Here is a 13,007-nt window from a genome sequence, read left to right on the forward strand (position 1 = left end):
CGCGATCGCTGTCGCCCTGGGCACATTCGTACTCGGCTTGCTCCTTGGCGGCACCATCGTCTTCGTCGTGGTCTTTGGGCCACGAGCTGATGCCGCGCGGCAAAGGAGCCCTCGATGACGGCTGCTCCCAAGTCGTGTGTCGCGCAGGTCTTCTACTGCAAGGTTTGCGGTGTGCAGAAAGGCGCGGCCAATCGCTGGTACCTCGTGGAATGCGGCGAGCTATGCGATGGCGACGCGATTCTCTGCGTGAGGGAGTGGGACCCGGACGAGGCGAGATTCGTTGGTAAGCGCGATGCGCTCGTCCCCGTCTGCGGCGAAGCACACGCACAAGTTTTGTTAGCGCGGTGGTTTGAATCGAAAAGCTTCGAACCATCGCGGCAATTTATCCCCGAGGGAAGCAAATGACAGAAGCGAAGGCCCCAACAGCTGCGCGGCTCGACAAGCTCTGCGCAGAACGGATCGCACTCCAAACTCAGTGTGAATCCGCCGACAAGAAACTCGCCGCCAAAGACGCGGAGATCATGGCCCTGGTGAACCAATGGGGCCGGTCGCCGGACGGCTCCGACAAGTCTCTTCGCCTGGAAGGCAACCAGTACCAGGCCACGTCCATCGGCGGCGTGAACACAGAGATCGATCAGAACAGCGTGCTGCAGCTCCGGCTCGCGCTGGTGAAGAACCGCGCCGGCCACTTCTTCAACAAGCTGTTCGTTCTGAATTCCAAGTTCACGTTGGCTCCGAACGCGGAGGCGGCACTATCGATTCCTCCTTCGAGAGCACCGAAGAATCTCGCCACGCTCTTCCACTCGTGTCTGTCATTCAAGCCCAAGAAGCCACGTCTCGACGTGAAGCCGGTCGCGGTGAAAGGAAAGGCTGCCCGGTGATTTCGTTCGCCGTTCAAATTCCGCTGCCAGACGGCGCAACCGGTCTCGTCACTGCCGACATGATCGAGTGCGCCGCCTGCGGCGTGGCCCGCAACGTCTTCGTGAACCAGGACGGAAGTTCCGTTTGCCTGGGCTGCAATAACGAGATCAAGCGCATTCAGCGCCTGTTCGCGTTTCCGCGAGTCGACCTCATTCTCGCGCTTCGCAAGTTCCACACGCAGGGAGGAAATGACTGATGTTCTGTCCTCAGTGTGGCAACGAACCTGTCACGGTCCAGATCCGCCAGACCGAGCGGCAACTCATCAGCGCGCGCCACTACTGCGCTCCTTGCGACCTGTTCTTGCTCTACCGCTACGAGACGCGGTCCATCGAGATCGAGTTTGGTCCCGAAGCGTGGATGCACGAAGAGCGCCTGATCGCCGAAGAAGTGCGGCAGATGTTCCTGGTATTCGACGGCGGCCGCGCGGCCGCCAGAACCGCAACCGAACGTCCAGCGCTTGCGCTGGTGAACCGATAGGAGGAGTTACGTGGAAAAGCCTTACAGATTCGACTATCTGCAGCCCGCAGATCGTCCGGTCGTCGATGGCCTCGAAAAACACGAGGTCGTCTACGCGAAAGATCAGCCGGAATATATCCCGCTTCGCTGCCTGCGTTCTGTATCCGCCGATGTGAAGGTGATGTCGCGCTGGACCCTGACACCGGAACAACGAAAGGCTGTTGCTGAGGGAGCTGACATCTTCCTCACGCTATACACCTTTGGCCAGCCCTTACAGCCAATTGTTCTGGCCGTCTCGGACAACCCGAATCCGACATATTTCGAGAGCTATTTCAACCTCGTCCCGGTCGTTACGGCGGGTGGCATCACGAACACCAAACCGAGCGTGACCGCAACAGCAGGCTAACAAGAACGAAGGAGCGGGACCATGACTACAACGCCGAATCTCTTTGGGACGCCGTCCTACGGGCAGCGTACTTGGGAATTGCTGCTCGGTCCCAATCCGCAACCGCGCGCGCTCACTGACTGTGAGCGCGCCGTCCTAAAGAAGTTGATGGGGCATCCTGGCGAGCGCAACGCGGCTCCGATCGCCGATTTCGCTGAAAAGCTGAACTACACGCCTCGGCAGATCAAGGAAGCTGTTCGCTGCCTGATCATGGAGTTCGACCTCCCAATCGCCGGCTCCCGTCAGAAGCCATTCGGTTATTACATGGCGACAACTTCCGAGGAGATCCAGGCGGCATCGCGCCCGCTTGAAAGCGAAGTATTCGCGCTCATGCAGCGCATCCGTGCTCTTCGGGGCCCCTCGCACATCGCTGATTTTGCGAAACGCCTGGTTGAAAAGGTCAACGGCGGGAGCGAGGACGCTGCGTGAGCGACATCATCAAAACCTGGCCAAGTTTTATGCCGCGCGAGCGTGTGCTGACAGTGTTCACGCATTGCTGGGGCCGCTTTTACTTCTCCGTCGGGAAAGGACGCCCGAAACAAGATGTCGAGCGGATGTGGTTTACACACCAGGGCGAGGTCCTCGGTCACTTCAGCGTGGGCGAATTCTTTCACTACGAGCGTGAAGGCCAGCTTCCCCGGCTGCGCTCAATCAGCAACCGCGAAAGTGAATGGCAGTTCCGTCCAGGTATCTGGATCGCAATCTGTCCAGGTCCATTCGTCGCTCTTGGGGAAAAGCTTTGCTACGAGAGCTTTCGCGGATGGCGCTACTTCGAACTTGAAAAGTATCGCGGTTCTCTGGAGGCACTGATTCGCATATGAGACTGATCTTCTTCCTCATCGGATTCTTCACCGCCCGCTACGGACGCGACCATCGAGACATGGTGCAGCGACTCCGCGAAGCTGGAGGCCTGTAATGGCGACCCGCATCCTCCACTACGAAGTGAAGAGCAAAGTCGGCAGCGCCCGTGTCCTTGTCTTCGCGTTCCGCTGCTCGCAGTGCCTGACCGACTTTCACATCGCTTTGCGGCCGGAGTGGTGTCCGTGCTGCGGCGTTCACTTCTACCAGGAAAAGGAGTTCGGAAAGCAGGAGGCGCCATGCCCTGCGTCGTAGTGAACATGCCCGGTGGAGGATACGCGATCTGCAAGGTGCAGAAGCCTCGTCCTAAGAAGTGCTCCATCTGCGGAAAGATGAGCGCGAACTATCAATGCGATTTTCCGCAGCCGACAAAACAAAACCCGGACCGGACCTGTGATGCCTGGCTATGCGCATCCTGCCTGGTACCGGTTGGGCCTGATCGCGACTATTGCCCAACTCACCCACGCCCGCTGTTTGGAGGAGATGCAGCCTGATGCCTCCCGAGATCACAGCCATGCTTGAGGTCCAGGAACTCGAAGCGATGTACGCGCGCGGCGTGGCGTTCTGGGCGCTTGTTCTTAAGGTCCGTCGTGCCTGGATCTTCTGCACGCGACTCAGGAGTTTTCGTTGATGACAGCGCAACGTGCATACGAGAGACGCTCAATCGACGGATTTGAGTTCGGTGTCCGCACGATCTACCAGGGCCGCTCGATTCACCGTTTGGAATTGGTGAAGTTCAGCGACGCGCCCTGGCCGCCCGACGAGACGCTGATGAAGTACTTCGGTGGCAACAATTTCGGAGCCCGTATTAAACGCGCAGGCCCTGTCCTGCTTTTGGAGGTCTATGTCGACTAACGATGCCGATTTTCAAGCCCGTCTGGAACGCGTCGACGAATTGACGAAGGCGTTTTCTAAATACTCGTCTTCGGCGCTTGCGTCGGCGTTGGCCGTCGTCTGCGTCACCACAGAAGAACGATCCGAATACGTGCACACGGCGCTCACAAAATTCGAGGAACTCGACAAGAGTCTGCTTCGCAACGGCAGCAAAGCTAAGGCTCCGCGAACCGTTCGTATACCAGCGCGAAGCATGGCAAAGCGAGACGCGAAGCCTTTGTGAAAGGCAGGTCACTGGGACGCTGCCAACAGTCATTGTGATGCAAATCGGCGGTTGCTCGGTAACGCCAAGAAGCGCCGCACGAACGTTGTAAATAGACCGCCCGGAAGAGGCGGAAGGACTAAGGGGCCACATTGGTCGACAGAGTATGTCAACTACCAGGATGCGGAAAGTCTGTACCGAACATCAAAGCTCGCTTCTGTACGTACGAATGCAAGAAGGAAGACTATCGCCGGCGTCGGGCTGCTCAGCGCGCAGCGGCCGCGTTAAAGAAGCCGAAGCTGTGTCCATCCTGCAAGGCTCGGCCGAAGCGATTCTGGATGGTGGTTCGCGGGCGTCGCGTCGGCCTGGTCAACCCTGCCACGGTCGTCGAGATCGCGGCGATCGAGCCGGCAGCAATCAAGGCTCTGGTCACTGCCAAGCGAAAGGAGTACTCGCGTGAGAAACAAGTTGAAGGACCGAGCGGGCCGTCGCGGACGCTTCACCGCCCAGTTCTCACGGTTCGGGTTAAGGCGGTCGCAGTGGGGAAACACGGTGACAGCGCTCATGGTCGACGTCCGCGACGAGAGCGGCGACCTCGTAACCGACCACTTGTGGTTCAAGGTCGGAAAACTGATGCGCGAACTCTCACTCGAAAGAGGAGATCGCGTTGAGTTCTACGCCACAGTCGGCGCTTACGAGAAAGCAAATCGCGACGCCTGGATCGACGACGACGAACCGCGCCGCGTTACCGATTACTGCCTTAAGCGCGCGGCTGGCTTCCGTAAGATTGGAAAGCCCGAGGCCACAGCGTTGCCTTTGTTCGAGGAGTCTTATGGAGAAGATCAGCAGCAGCCAGCTCAAGCGTCTACAGACGCTCTATAACGCGTACACACGGCGAGATATGGACCCACGCGTCGGCCTGCGATCGCAGCGCCTTCTGTGGGCAAGCCAGGCCTGCAAACGTCCGGTCGCCAGCTTCAGTGTCCTGACGCGAGACGAGGCGAACGATCTCATCGACACTCTGCAGATCTCGCTAGGTCAACCGATCGAACCGCCGCGTCATCGTCCTACGTCGCAATATGCGGCCACTTCGGCTGGTCTCGAAGGACGTCGCGGCGATAACGGACCCAAGACCATGGTGACGCAAGCCAGCCTCGATCGCATTCGCCGCGGTTACGAGCGCATGGGATGGGATGAGTATCGCTTCACCGCCTGGCTGCAGTCTTCGAGCGGTCCGCTGAAAGGCCGCACCGAGATCCGCACCGAGTGGGACGCTAATCGCGTCTGGTGGGCGCTGAAGCCCATGCTGAAGCGTGCCGGGGTTTGGAAGGAGCGCGTGACTGCATGAGTGACCAAACAGTGAAAGTGAAACGCATGAGCGTTGGGAAAGCAGTCGTCCGTAGCAACGAAGGCGCGAAGGCCGTCACCAGCCTGCGCTGCACGATCAACGGCGCGCATTTTCATGCCGAAGGTGATGCAAAGGATGTCGCCGCCAAGTTCGACGAATTCCTGGAGAAACTCTTCGCTCCTCTGAGGAGTAAGGATGCCTAAGCGTCCGAAGATGATCTCGCTCCGCGAGGCGGCCGAAATCATAGGGTGTTCCGACGACACGGCACGCCGTTTGGCTCATGCCAACGAGCTTGAATGGTTCACCCTTCGCGATCGCGGCTGGATGTTGGTCAGCCGTGTTTCGGTCGATCGATTTCTCGCTCGCCGCGCGAAGCACAACGGCGCAGGAAAGCCCGGGAAGGAGCGCCGCTGCAAATGATCACTCCGACCACGATCAAACGAAAAATCTGGATCTCAACCAAGCGGGCTAAGGAGCTTATGGAATGCTCCGATGACTCTGTTCTGCGGCTGCTGGAATGTGGCGCGATCGACGGCCACAGACGCACACTGCGGGGTTGGTGGCGAGTCGATTACGACAGCGTCTGCGCCTACATGCAGTACCTCGAAAACGGCGGCTCGATCAAAGACTGGCTGGAGCTCCGCAGGCAGGAAAAAGAGGTCCAAAAATGAGCATCTTAAAAGCGAAAAGCCATTGCCGTTTTGGTACCGACCGAATCGCATGCGGAATCATTCGTTGCCGTTTTGTAAATCGCGCGATATCAGCAACTTACAATGATCTGCGTATAGGCGCTGTTCTAAAACGGCAAAACGGCAACCGACTTCGGTTAACCGCGACGAAGATTCAACAGCTTACAGCGATTCAAATCGCCAAGAACACGCGTTACGCGCTCAATACGAGCGGAATTGTGCCGGAGAAATCGTGCGCTCTTCGGCTCCGCAAAACCCTCGTAAGTGTTTAGCGCACCGTGATTTGTCCCACCACATCCCGCGTCGTCCCCTCACTTCCCACCACTCCGGTGTAATTCCCTCACCCCCAATCTGAGCCGCCGTCCTCTTCTCAGAGAAATCCAGCGTGACCACCAGGGCAAAGATGAGGGGATAAATGTAGCGATCAAAGAGATCCGTCGGCCAGCCAAAGTAACACTGCGGCAGGGCCAACCCAAGCTCGAACAATACAAAGAAATACGTGAACCTGCGCCATTGGCTTCGATTAGCCCAATGCAATAAGCGCTGCCAACGAAAGAGAACCGAAAGAAATAGCACCCACAGGAAGAAAATAGTGGATTGCAGCAAGAACAGTTGATGCTCGGCTGCCGGACGGTCTTTAGTCCACTGATAGACCAAAAAGCCGAGTGCAACACAGACCGCTGCGATCAGGCGATAGTGGAACTTTGCGTAACCGCGTTTCGGTTCGTTATGCATTCGGTGGTCAGGAATGTTAGTACGAAACGAGGGCAATGAAGCAACAATTCCGCGGAATCACTTAAACCAGTTCGTTATCTAGATCGGCCGCGCGATGTACTTCCCTTCCGACTGCTGCACGTAAGCCCACGGAATCTTCGGGTCGTGGGTGAAAATTACGAGCCACTCTTCGGGCACGGCATCTGCGTAGAACTTCTTCTTGCTGTACAGAGTCTGTAGCGGCAGGAGATCAAACGACATGCCCCAGGCGAGATCGAGATGCGCCGTGGTGGGGATGAGGTCGGAGATGTAGCAGGCCTTCTTGCCCGCGCTCTCGATGATCACGGACTGCATGAACTCGGTGTGGCCGGGATAGATGCGAACGGAGATTTCCGGTGTGATCTGCTGGTTGCCGTTGAGCAGCGTCATCTGTCCGGACTCGATGAGCGGGTTGTAGTTGTCGCTGATGTAGCTGATGCGGTCACGCTCCGTCTGCAATTGGCCGTGACGCCACTCGCCTTCCTGAACGTAGTACTGCGCGTTGGGAAACGTCGGGACGGGACGCCCCTCCTTATATATGGTGTTCCAGCCGCAGTGGTCGAAGTGAAGATGGGTGTTGATAACGACGTCGATCTCTTCGGTCGAGACTCCGGCGGCCTCGAATGATTGCAGCAGCTTTTCTTCGTGCCCGTAAATCTTGCGCATTCGGTCATTCAGCTTGTTGCCGATTCCGGTTTCGATGAGCACGGTCTTCTCGCCGCCGCGAATGAGCACGGAGTTGAGTCCGGCGCGAAGGCGGTTGAGTTCGTCGGGCGCCCACTTACGCTGCCACATGATTTTGGGGACGACGCCGAAGAAGGTGCCGCCGTCGAGGTAGTACTCGCCGTCGGAGAGGATGGTGAGTTCCAGATTGCCGAGAGTCGTTCTGTGCATGGAGGCTTTCAGCTGATAGCGCTGCTCTTAGCTTACAGAATTAGTCAGCCGTTGCAGAGTTGCATGATTTTGGATGGCTTATGCTGCCGTACTGGGATGCCGTCCCTGACGGGACTCTCGGGATTGCGGCGTGAATGTACCCGCCACTTACGTGGCGGTCTATGGCATGTCACGCCTGCGGCGCTCAAACAGCATTCTCCTTAAACTTCAGAGATCCCGTCAGGAACTTTGCAGAAATGTATTTTTACTTCTTTACCTTCTTCAGCGGGGCGTTACGTTTCTGCAAGGTCTCATCGATGGCTTTCTGGAGCATCTCGGCCATCATCTTGTAGCCCTCGGCGTTGGGGTGGAGTCCGTCAGCGGCGAGTTCTCGCTTCAGTAAGCCCTTTTCGTCGAGCATGACCGAGAAGTAGTCGACATAGACGTAGCCCTGGTCCTTGGCAAAGTCACGAAGCCAATCGTTGAGCACGCGGATTTGGGCCATGGGGCGCGAAACAAAGAACTTCTGCGAAGCTTCGGTGTAGTTGTGGACCGGCAGAATCGACGACACGATGACGGGAATCTTGTTGGCACGGGCGATGGCGGCCATGGCGCTGAAGTTGTTCTCGATCTGCTCGATGAGAATGGGGCCGGTGTTTCCGGCGATGTCGTTGGTACCGGCGAGGATGACCACAGCGGACGGACGCAGGTTCACCACATCAGGCTGGAAGCGGATGAGCATCTGCGAAGTGGTTTGCCCGCTGATGCCGCGATTGACGTAAGGTTTGCCGGGGAAGGACGCGGCGAGGTCCCAGTGGTCGGTGATGGAGTCTCCCATGAAGACCACTCGAGAAGGATCAGACTTGCGGATGGCGTCGGAGTCGGCCTTCTGGTAACGAGTGAGGTTGGCCCAGTCAAGGAGCCACTTGTCCATTTTGTCGGCGCGGACCTCGCAGTTGTCGGCGGTCTTCGGCGGAATGGCCTGCATGAATTGCGCAGAGGCCGAGGCGAGAGCGAGAAGCACGAAGGCGAGTAGGCGTTTCATGGCAAAACAGTGTAACCGATGAAAAGCTGCCCGCGGATTACGCGATGAAGCGGATTTTTGCGGATTACATTAGGAGCGGGTAAAGGACCAGGAAGTATCCGGTGAACTTGTAACGCTGGTGGAGACTTGATTTAGGAATGATCAATTTCCCTACCAGCGGATCGATGACGGTAACCGCATCGTCGGTGATGGAAACAACTGCGATGAAATGTCCGGCACCTCCCGGAAGAACGACTCCGGCGATGGAGGGAGCAGGCGGTGCATCGGTTTCGTTCTGGATAACGACGCGAGTTGCGATGCCGCGCTGGTTTAGCGCCCGCGCCAAATACCAATTCTCGGTGCCGCCGCGATAGGTGTAGGCCGCGCGCGCTAGCTCCTTTTCCGAAGTAACAACACCGAACAGCTTTGAAAGATTGGCCGCACTCGTTGGGCCGCAGGTGGATGGTGTGCTCTGGAGGCAAGCTTCCTCGTCGCATCGGTCGTGAAGCGTGCTGAAATCGAGGGGTGCAATGAGCGGCTTCATGAAAGGGATGAAGGTGAGCACGACCAATGCGGCCGGAATTGCCAACTTCTCTCCTTTGCCCTCGGGCGCCGACCATGAGTACAGGAATCCTGCAAGGACTCCGATGCCCGAGGCGAGTAGTTCACTTCCGAGAATTGTGCGGAGTTCGTAGAACCATGCGGCACGGTCAAAAAGATGTGTGTAATAAAGCACGTACACTACACCGGGGACTGCAAGGACGACGGAAATTGCGAGAAACAGCAGACGACTGCTGCGAGCGACGAGTCTTTGTTCCGCCGAACGGCCAAGCCAGAACGTGATCGCTGCCAACATCAATGTAGGAACGATCATGGGATTTACTCGCATCGAGGGGAACGTACTACGGCTGGCATAAGTTGTTCAATGACTTGTGTGGTGAGACAAGGGCTGCAGTGATACCTTTTCAGCTAACGGCGATGAACATCACGGTTTTCTCATCTTCTTCCGATGCGGTGGATCCCCTGTTCTTTGAAGTGGCGCGCGAGTTGGGGCGGCGGATTGGGGCACGTCGCGACACGTTGATCTATGGCGGCACGAGTATCGGCCTGATGGGCGCGGTGGCGCACGCGGCGCGAGAGGCCGGTTCACCGGTGGTGGGCATTATTCCGAAGTACATTGCCGACCGGAGGATCGCGTTTGAAGAGGCCGACGAGTTGATCCTGACCAACAACCTGCGCGAGCGCAAAGCCATGATGGAGCAGCGCGGAGACGCATTCCTGGTGTTGCCGGGCGGCTTCGGCACGCTGGAAGAGACGGTGGAGATCATCACGCTAAAGCAGTTGCAACAGCATCAGAAACCGGTCGTGATCCTGAATGCACATGGGTTCTACGATCCCTTGCGCGCGCTTTTCGAGCATTTTTTCGAACAGCATTTTGCAAAACCGGCGTCGCGGGTGCTGTACCACTTTGCCGAGTCGGCGGAGGATGCGTTCGCCTACCTGGATAGCTACCGGCCTACGGCGGTGCCGACGAAATGGTTTGAGGCGGGAAAGTAGAAGGGCGGAAGGGTTACCTTCGATTTCACTTCCGCGTGACGGAGTGCCGTGTATCTCATTCTAGATACGTAACTTAGCACCTGTATTTGGTTGCGGGACATGGACTGCGGTTCGGGGCGACTGGACTGCAAAATGTCGCAACTTGAAGTAAGGTATGTGGGTTAGTACTAGTGGAATTTCGACCAGTCCTACAGGTGTCAACGGGCCGGTCTTGGGAGTCTGCCATGACCTCGTTACGGAGTTTGCTCCTCGTGGTCCTTTGCGCAGCAGTCTTTGTTCCCCCCGTCTGCGCTGACGATGATGATCCCCCTTCACGTGTAGCCCGCTTGAACTATATAAGCGGACAGGTATCGATCCAGCCGAATGGGGTGGATGAATGGGTGGCCGCTTCGGTTAACCGGCCGCTAACGTCGAGCGACCGGGTGTGGACGGATCGCGATTCGCGGACGGAGTTGCAGTTGGGCGCCGCGTCGATCCGGCTCAATGAGCTGACCAGCATCACGCTGATGAACGTAAACAACAACAACGTCCAGGTGCAGGTGGACCAGGGGACGCTGAACCTGCACATTACGCAGCTTTACGACGGTGAGTATTACGAAGTCACAACGCCGAATGTGGCGTTTACGGTCCGCAAGAAAGGTACCTATCGCTTTGACGTGGATAACGCGGGCGATACGACATCGGTGACGGTGTTCCGTGGCGAAGGGGATGCCACGGGCGACGGGCCGTCGGTAAGAATCAAGGGAGATGAGCGCTACACCTTCATGGGCGGACGCACGATGCGTTACGCCGTGAACCATAATCCAGGCCGCGATGGTTTCGACGACTGGTGTTTTGCTCGCGCTGACCGCGACGACCGCGCGGTGGCGGCGAGATATGTGCCTCGCTCGATGGTCGGCTATTCCGACCTGGACTATTACGGATACTGGGCGGACGTGTCCCCGTACGGGCCGGTGTGGTATCCGCGCACGGTGACGTATGGATGGGCTCCCTACCGTTACGGACACTGGGTATGGATTTCGCCCTGGGGATGGACGTGGGTTGACGACGCTCCCTGGGGATTTGCGCCATTCCACTATGGACGCTGGGTGTATCACCGCAACCGTTGGGGATGGTGCCCGGGACCGCTACATGTGCGTCCGGTCTATGCGCCGGCGTTAGTGGCCTGGTATGGCGGATCGAGCTGGGGTGTGGGACTTTCGTTTGGAGTTGGCGGTGGCGTCGGCTGGTTCCCGCTCGGATGGGGTGAACCTTACGTGCCCTATTACCGGCATAGCCGCAATTACTTCCAGCACGTGAACGTGACGAATACGCGGATCACGAATATCACGAACGTTACGAACAACTATTACGGCAAGAATCATTACAACATTCACTACAAGTATCGCGAGCAGCCCGATGCGGTGACGGCGGTGTCGAATGATGTGTTCCGTCATTCGCGTCCGACGCGCGATGGATTGGTACGAGTATCGAAACGCGACGTGGACAAGTTCCGTCCTACGAACAGCGTGCCCGTGACGCCAACGACGAACAGCGTACTGGGCACGAATGCAGGCGAAAAGCGAGCGGTGCCGCCAGCGGGGATCGATCGGCGTGGACGCGGCCGTGGGCCGGACCGTCCGGAAGTTGGCGGAATCCAAACGCCGGGCGTAAACCGGGGCGCGCAGGGACCGAGACGCGGAGATGAGCCGGGTCGGCCAGTTCCGGTTGGGCCGATGGCAAATGCGCCCAAGAACAATACTCCCGAGGGACAGGAGATTGTGGTTGGACGACCGAACCGTGGTGTCCCAAAGCCGTACGAAACGAACATCATGACCGGCACGCCGGATCGGCCAGGACGAGGACCGATGAAGCGCGAGCCAGCTACCGAAAGCTTCACGGGACCTAGCGGCGATGGCATTTCGTCGCGCGTTCCGAGGCCGGGACGGGTGGAGAACAACAATCCGGTGACGCCGGGACCGGTAAACGCCGGACCGGATCGCACGCCGCGTGGTATGGACGATAACGGGAACGTCAATCGTGGCGGCCGGACTATTCCAGACAGCCTGCGCGAACCGAGAACAGTGCCGCGTCCGCCGGAGAACCAGCCGGTAGCGCAGCCCGGAAACGGCAACATGCAGCGCGAAGAACGGCAGTCCGTGGTTCGCGACCAGATGGAGCGCAAGAACGACCGGATTCAGCCGCGCGATGAAGGTGGCGTGTATCGCGGGCCGCGCGGTCCGATGACAACGCCGGAGGTGCGGAACGAAACACGCAGCGTGCCGCAGCCGAGCAATGACCGTCCGGTGAACGTGGCTCCGCCGAGTTCGAATCCGGGCAACGTGAGCCGTCCGTCAGCTCCGCCAGTAAGGCAGGAGCGCGTGGTTCCGAGAATGGAAACGCACTCTGCACCGGTAAGCAGACCTCCGGATGTGCAGCGTTCGGCACCGCCGCAAGCGGCACCGGCGCAGCCACGTCCTTCGGCGGCACCGCGTGAGAGCCGTCCGGAAAAACCGTCGCGCAACATCGACGCTAATCCAAGGAAAGGAGGCCCGCAGGCGGGCCTCCGCCCTTCTTCCAGCTATGGATATCCCAGGCCGAGCGAAGGCCAGGTAGGGGAATACCGACCGGCGTCGTTGAGTTACGCTTCGCCGGCCCAGAGTTATGCTTCGCCCGGCCGCAGTTATTCTTCGCCGGAACGTAGCTATGCACCATCTGCCCGGAGTTATTCTTCGCCTGGTTATTCATCGGCTGAACGTAGCTATTCCGCGCCAAGATACCGTTCCAGCGATGCCGGGAACAGAGTTAGCTCGCAACGTCAGGCACAGAGTTATTCTCCGAGAATGTCGGCTCCCAGCTATTCAGGGGCGCGTGCGTCAAGTGGTTCGTACTCAGGATCGCGTGGTGGCGGTGGTGGCGGCCAGCGTTCGTCCGGCGTGAGCAGGTCGGGTGGCGAACGTGGTGGCGGCCGTTCGCACAGATAACTCCTCGTCGAAGCTTCCTCCCTT

The 13,007-nt window shown here is 58.4% G+C and carries 23 protein-coding genes; 18 read left to right on the forward strand and 5 right to left on the reverse strand.

Annotated features, from left to right (window positions below; translation table 11 throughout):
- Positions 1–114: 114 nt before the first annotated feature.
- From VN577_20165 to VN577_20215, 11 genes are all read left to right on the forward strand, one after another.
- A complete protein-coding gene (locus VN577_20165) occupies positions 115–405 on the forward strand; it encodes a hypothetical protein (GenBank protein ID HWR17156.1) in 291 nt (96 codons plus the stop codon).
- Positions 402–881 carry a hypothetical protein gene (locus tag VN577_20170; protein ID HWR17157.1) on the forward strand — a complete coding sequence of 160 codons (480 nt, stop codon included), beginning with the start codon at positions 402–404 and terminating at the stop codon, positions 879–881. Before VN577_20165 ends, VN577_20170 begins: the two co-directional genes overlap by 4 nt.
- Positions 878–1,117 carry a hypothetical protein gene (locus VN577_20175; protein ID HWR17158.1) on the forward strand — a complete coding sequence of 80 codons (240 nt, stop codon included), beginning with the start codon at positions 878–880 and terminating at the stop codon, positions 1,115–1,117. The genes VN577_20170 and VN577_20175 overlap by 4 nt, the downstream gene beginning before the upstream one ends.
- A complete protein-coding gene (locus tag VN577_20180) occupies positions 1,117–1,398 on the forward strand; it encodes a hypothetical protein (protein ID HWR17159.1) in 282 nt (93 codons plus the stop codon). Before VN577_20175 ends, VN577_20180 begins: the two co-directional genes overlap by 1 nt.
- Positions 1,399–1,408: 10 nt before the next feature.
- Entirely contained in the window at positions 1,409–1,783 is a 375-nt protein-coding gene (locus tag VN577_20185; GenBank protein HWR17160.1) for a hypothetical protein, read from the forward strand.
- A 21-nt stretch (positions 1,784–1,804) separates the two neighbouring features.
- Complete coding sequence (locus VN577_20190; protein ID HWR17161.1) at positions 1,805–2,251, forward strand: hypothetical protein; 447 nt, start codon at positions 1,805–1,807, stop codon at positions 2,249–2,251.
- The gene (locus tag VN577_20195; GenBank protein ID HWR17162.1) at positions 2,248–2,643 is read left to right on the forward strand and encodes a hypothetical protein; all 396 of its coding nucleotides are present in this window, start codon (positions 2,248–2,250) and stop codon (positions 2,641–2,643) included. Before VN577_20190 ends, VN577_20195 begins: the two co-directional genes overlap by 4 nt.
- Positions 2,644–2,737: 94 nt before the next feature.
- Complete coding sequence (locus tag VN577_20200) at positions 2,738–2,935, forward strand: hypothetical protein (GenBank protein ID HWR17163.1); 198 nt, start codon at positions 2,738–2,740, stop codon at positions 2,933–2,935.
- A 238-nt stretch (positions 2,936–3,173) separates the two neighbouring features.
- On the forward strand, positions 3,174–3,311 hold the full coding sequence (locus VN577_20205; protein ID HWR17164.1) for a hypothetical protein: 138 nt from the start codon (positions 3,174–3,176) through the stop codon (positions 3,309–3,311).
- Complete coding sequence (locus VN577_20210; protein ID HWR17165.1) at positions 3,311–3,535, forward strand: hypothetical protein; 225 nt, start codon at positions 3,311–3,313, stop codon at positions 3,533–3,535. Before VN577_20205 ends, VN577_20210 begins: the two co-directional genes overlap by 1 nt.
- Positions 3,525–3,797 carry a hypothetical protein gene (locus VN577_20215; protein HWR17166.1) on the forward strand — a complete coding sequence of 91 codons (273 nt, stop codon included), beginning with the start codon at positions 3,525–3,527 and terminating at the stop codon, positions 3,795–3,797. The genes VN577_20210 and VN577_20215 overlap by 11 nt, the downstream gene beginning before the upstream one ends.
- A 244-nt stretch (positions 3,798–4,041) precedes the next feature.
- On the opposite strand, the gene VN577_20220 is transcribed toward VN577_20215, so the two are convergent.
- Entirely contained in the window at positions 4,042–4,215 is a 174-nt protein-coding gene (locus VN577_20220) for a hypothetical protein (GenBank protein ID HWR17167.1), read from the reverse strand.
- Between the two features lie 17 nt (positions 4,216–4,232).
- Here VN577_20220 and VN577_20225 point away from each other — a divergent pair, with 17 nt between their 5' ends.
- The 5 genes from VN577_20225 to VN577_20245 are packed head-to-tail and all read left to right on the forward strand — an operon-like array spanning position 4,233 to position 5,795.
- Positions 4,233–4,658: a hypothetical protein gene (locus VN577_20225; protein ID HWR17168.1), complete on the forward strand. Its 426-nt coding sequence runs from the start codon at positions 4,233–4,235 to the stop codon at positions 4,656–4,658.
- On the forward strand, positions 4,609–5,124 hold the full coding sequence (locus VN577_20230) for a hypothetical protein (GenBank protein HWR17169.1): 516 nt from the start codon (positions 4,609–4,611) through the stop codon (positions 5,122–5,124). Before VN577_20225 ends, VN577_20230 begins: the two co-directional genes overlap by 50 nt.
- Positions 5,121–5,327 carry a hypothetical protein gene (locus tag VN577_20235; GenBank protein ID HWR17170.1) on the forward strand — a complete coding sequence of 69 codons (207 nt, stop codon included), beginning with the start codon at positions 5,121–5,123 and terminating at the stop codon, positions 5,325–5,327. The genes VN577_20230 and VN577_20235 overlap by 4 nt, the downstream gene beginning before the upstream one ends.
- Entirely contained in the window at positions 5,320–5,544 is a 225-nt protein-coding gene (locus tag VN577_20240) for a helix-turn-helix domain-containing protein (GenBank protein HWR17171.1), read from the forward strand. Before VN577_20235 ends, VN577_20240 begins: the two co-directional genes overlap by 8 nt.
- Positions 5,541–5,795, forward strand: coding sequence for a hypothetical protein (locus VN577_20245; GenBank protein ID HWR17172.1), 255 nt, complete (start codon positions 5,541–5,543; stop codon positions 5,793–5,795). The genes VN577_20240 and VN577_20245 overlap by 4 nt, the downstream gene beginning before the upstream one ends.
- Positions 5,796–6,014: 219 nt before the next feature.
- On the opposite strand, the gene VN577_20250 is transcribed toward VN577_20245, so the two are convergent.
- From VN577_20250 to VN577_20265, 4 genes are all read right to left on the reverse strand, one after another.
- Positions 6,015–6,548 (reverse strand): hypothetical protein, encoded by a 534-nt coding sequence (locus VN577_20250; protein ID HWR17173.1) that lies wholly within the window; start codon positions 6,546–6,548, stop codon positions 6,015–6,017.
- Positions 6,549–6,626: 78 nt separating this feature from the next.
- Positions 6,627–7,460 (reverse strand): MBL fold metallo-hydrolase, encoded by an 834-nt coding sequence (locus VN577_20255; protein ID HWR17174.1) that lies wholly within the window; start codon positions 7,458–7,460, stop codon positions 6,627–6,629.
- Between the two features lie 244 nt (positions 7,461–7,704).
- Positions 7,705–8,484 (reverse strand): SGNH/GDSL hydrolase family protein, encoded by a 780-nt coding sequence (locus VN577_20260; protein ID HWR17175.1) that lies wholly within the window; start codon positions 8,482–8,484, stop codon positions 7,705–7,707.
- A 64-nt stretch (positions 8,485–8,548) separates the two neighbouring features.
- On the reverse strand, positions 8,549–9,337 hold the full coding sequence (locus VN577_20265) for a cysteine peptidase family C39 domain-containing protein (protein ID HWR17176.1): 789 nt from the start codon (positions 9,335–9,337) through the stop codon (positions 8,549–8,551).
- Between the two features lie 104 nt (positions 9,338–9,441).
- On the opposite strand from VN577_20265, the gene VN577_20270 reads away from it, so the two are divergent.
- Positions 9,442–10,020, forward strand: coding sequence for a TIGR00730 family Rossman fold protein (locus tag VN577_20270; protein HWR17177.1), 579 nt, complete (start codon positions 9,442–9,444; stop codon positions 10,018–10,020).
- Between the two features lie 326 nt (positions 10,021–10,346).
- Positions 10,347–12,983 carry a DUF6600 domain-containing protein gene (locus VN577_20275; protein ID HWR17178.1) on the forward strand — a complete coding sequence of 879 codons (2,637 nt, stop codon included), beginning with the start codon at positions 10,347–10,349 and terminating at the stop codon, positions 12,981–12,983.
- Positions 12,984–13,007 lie beyond the last annotated feature (24 nt).

It is taken from the genome of Terriglobales bacterium (assembly GCA_035561515.1).
Classification (GTDB): Bacteria; Acidobacteriota; Terriglobia; order Terriglobales; family Acidobacteriaceae; genus DATMXP01.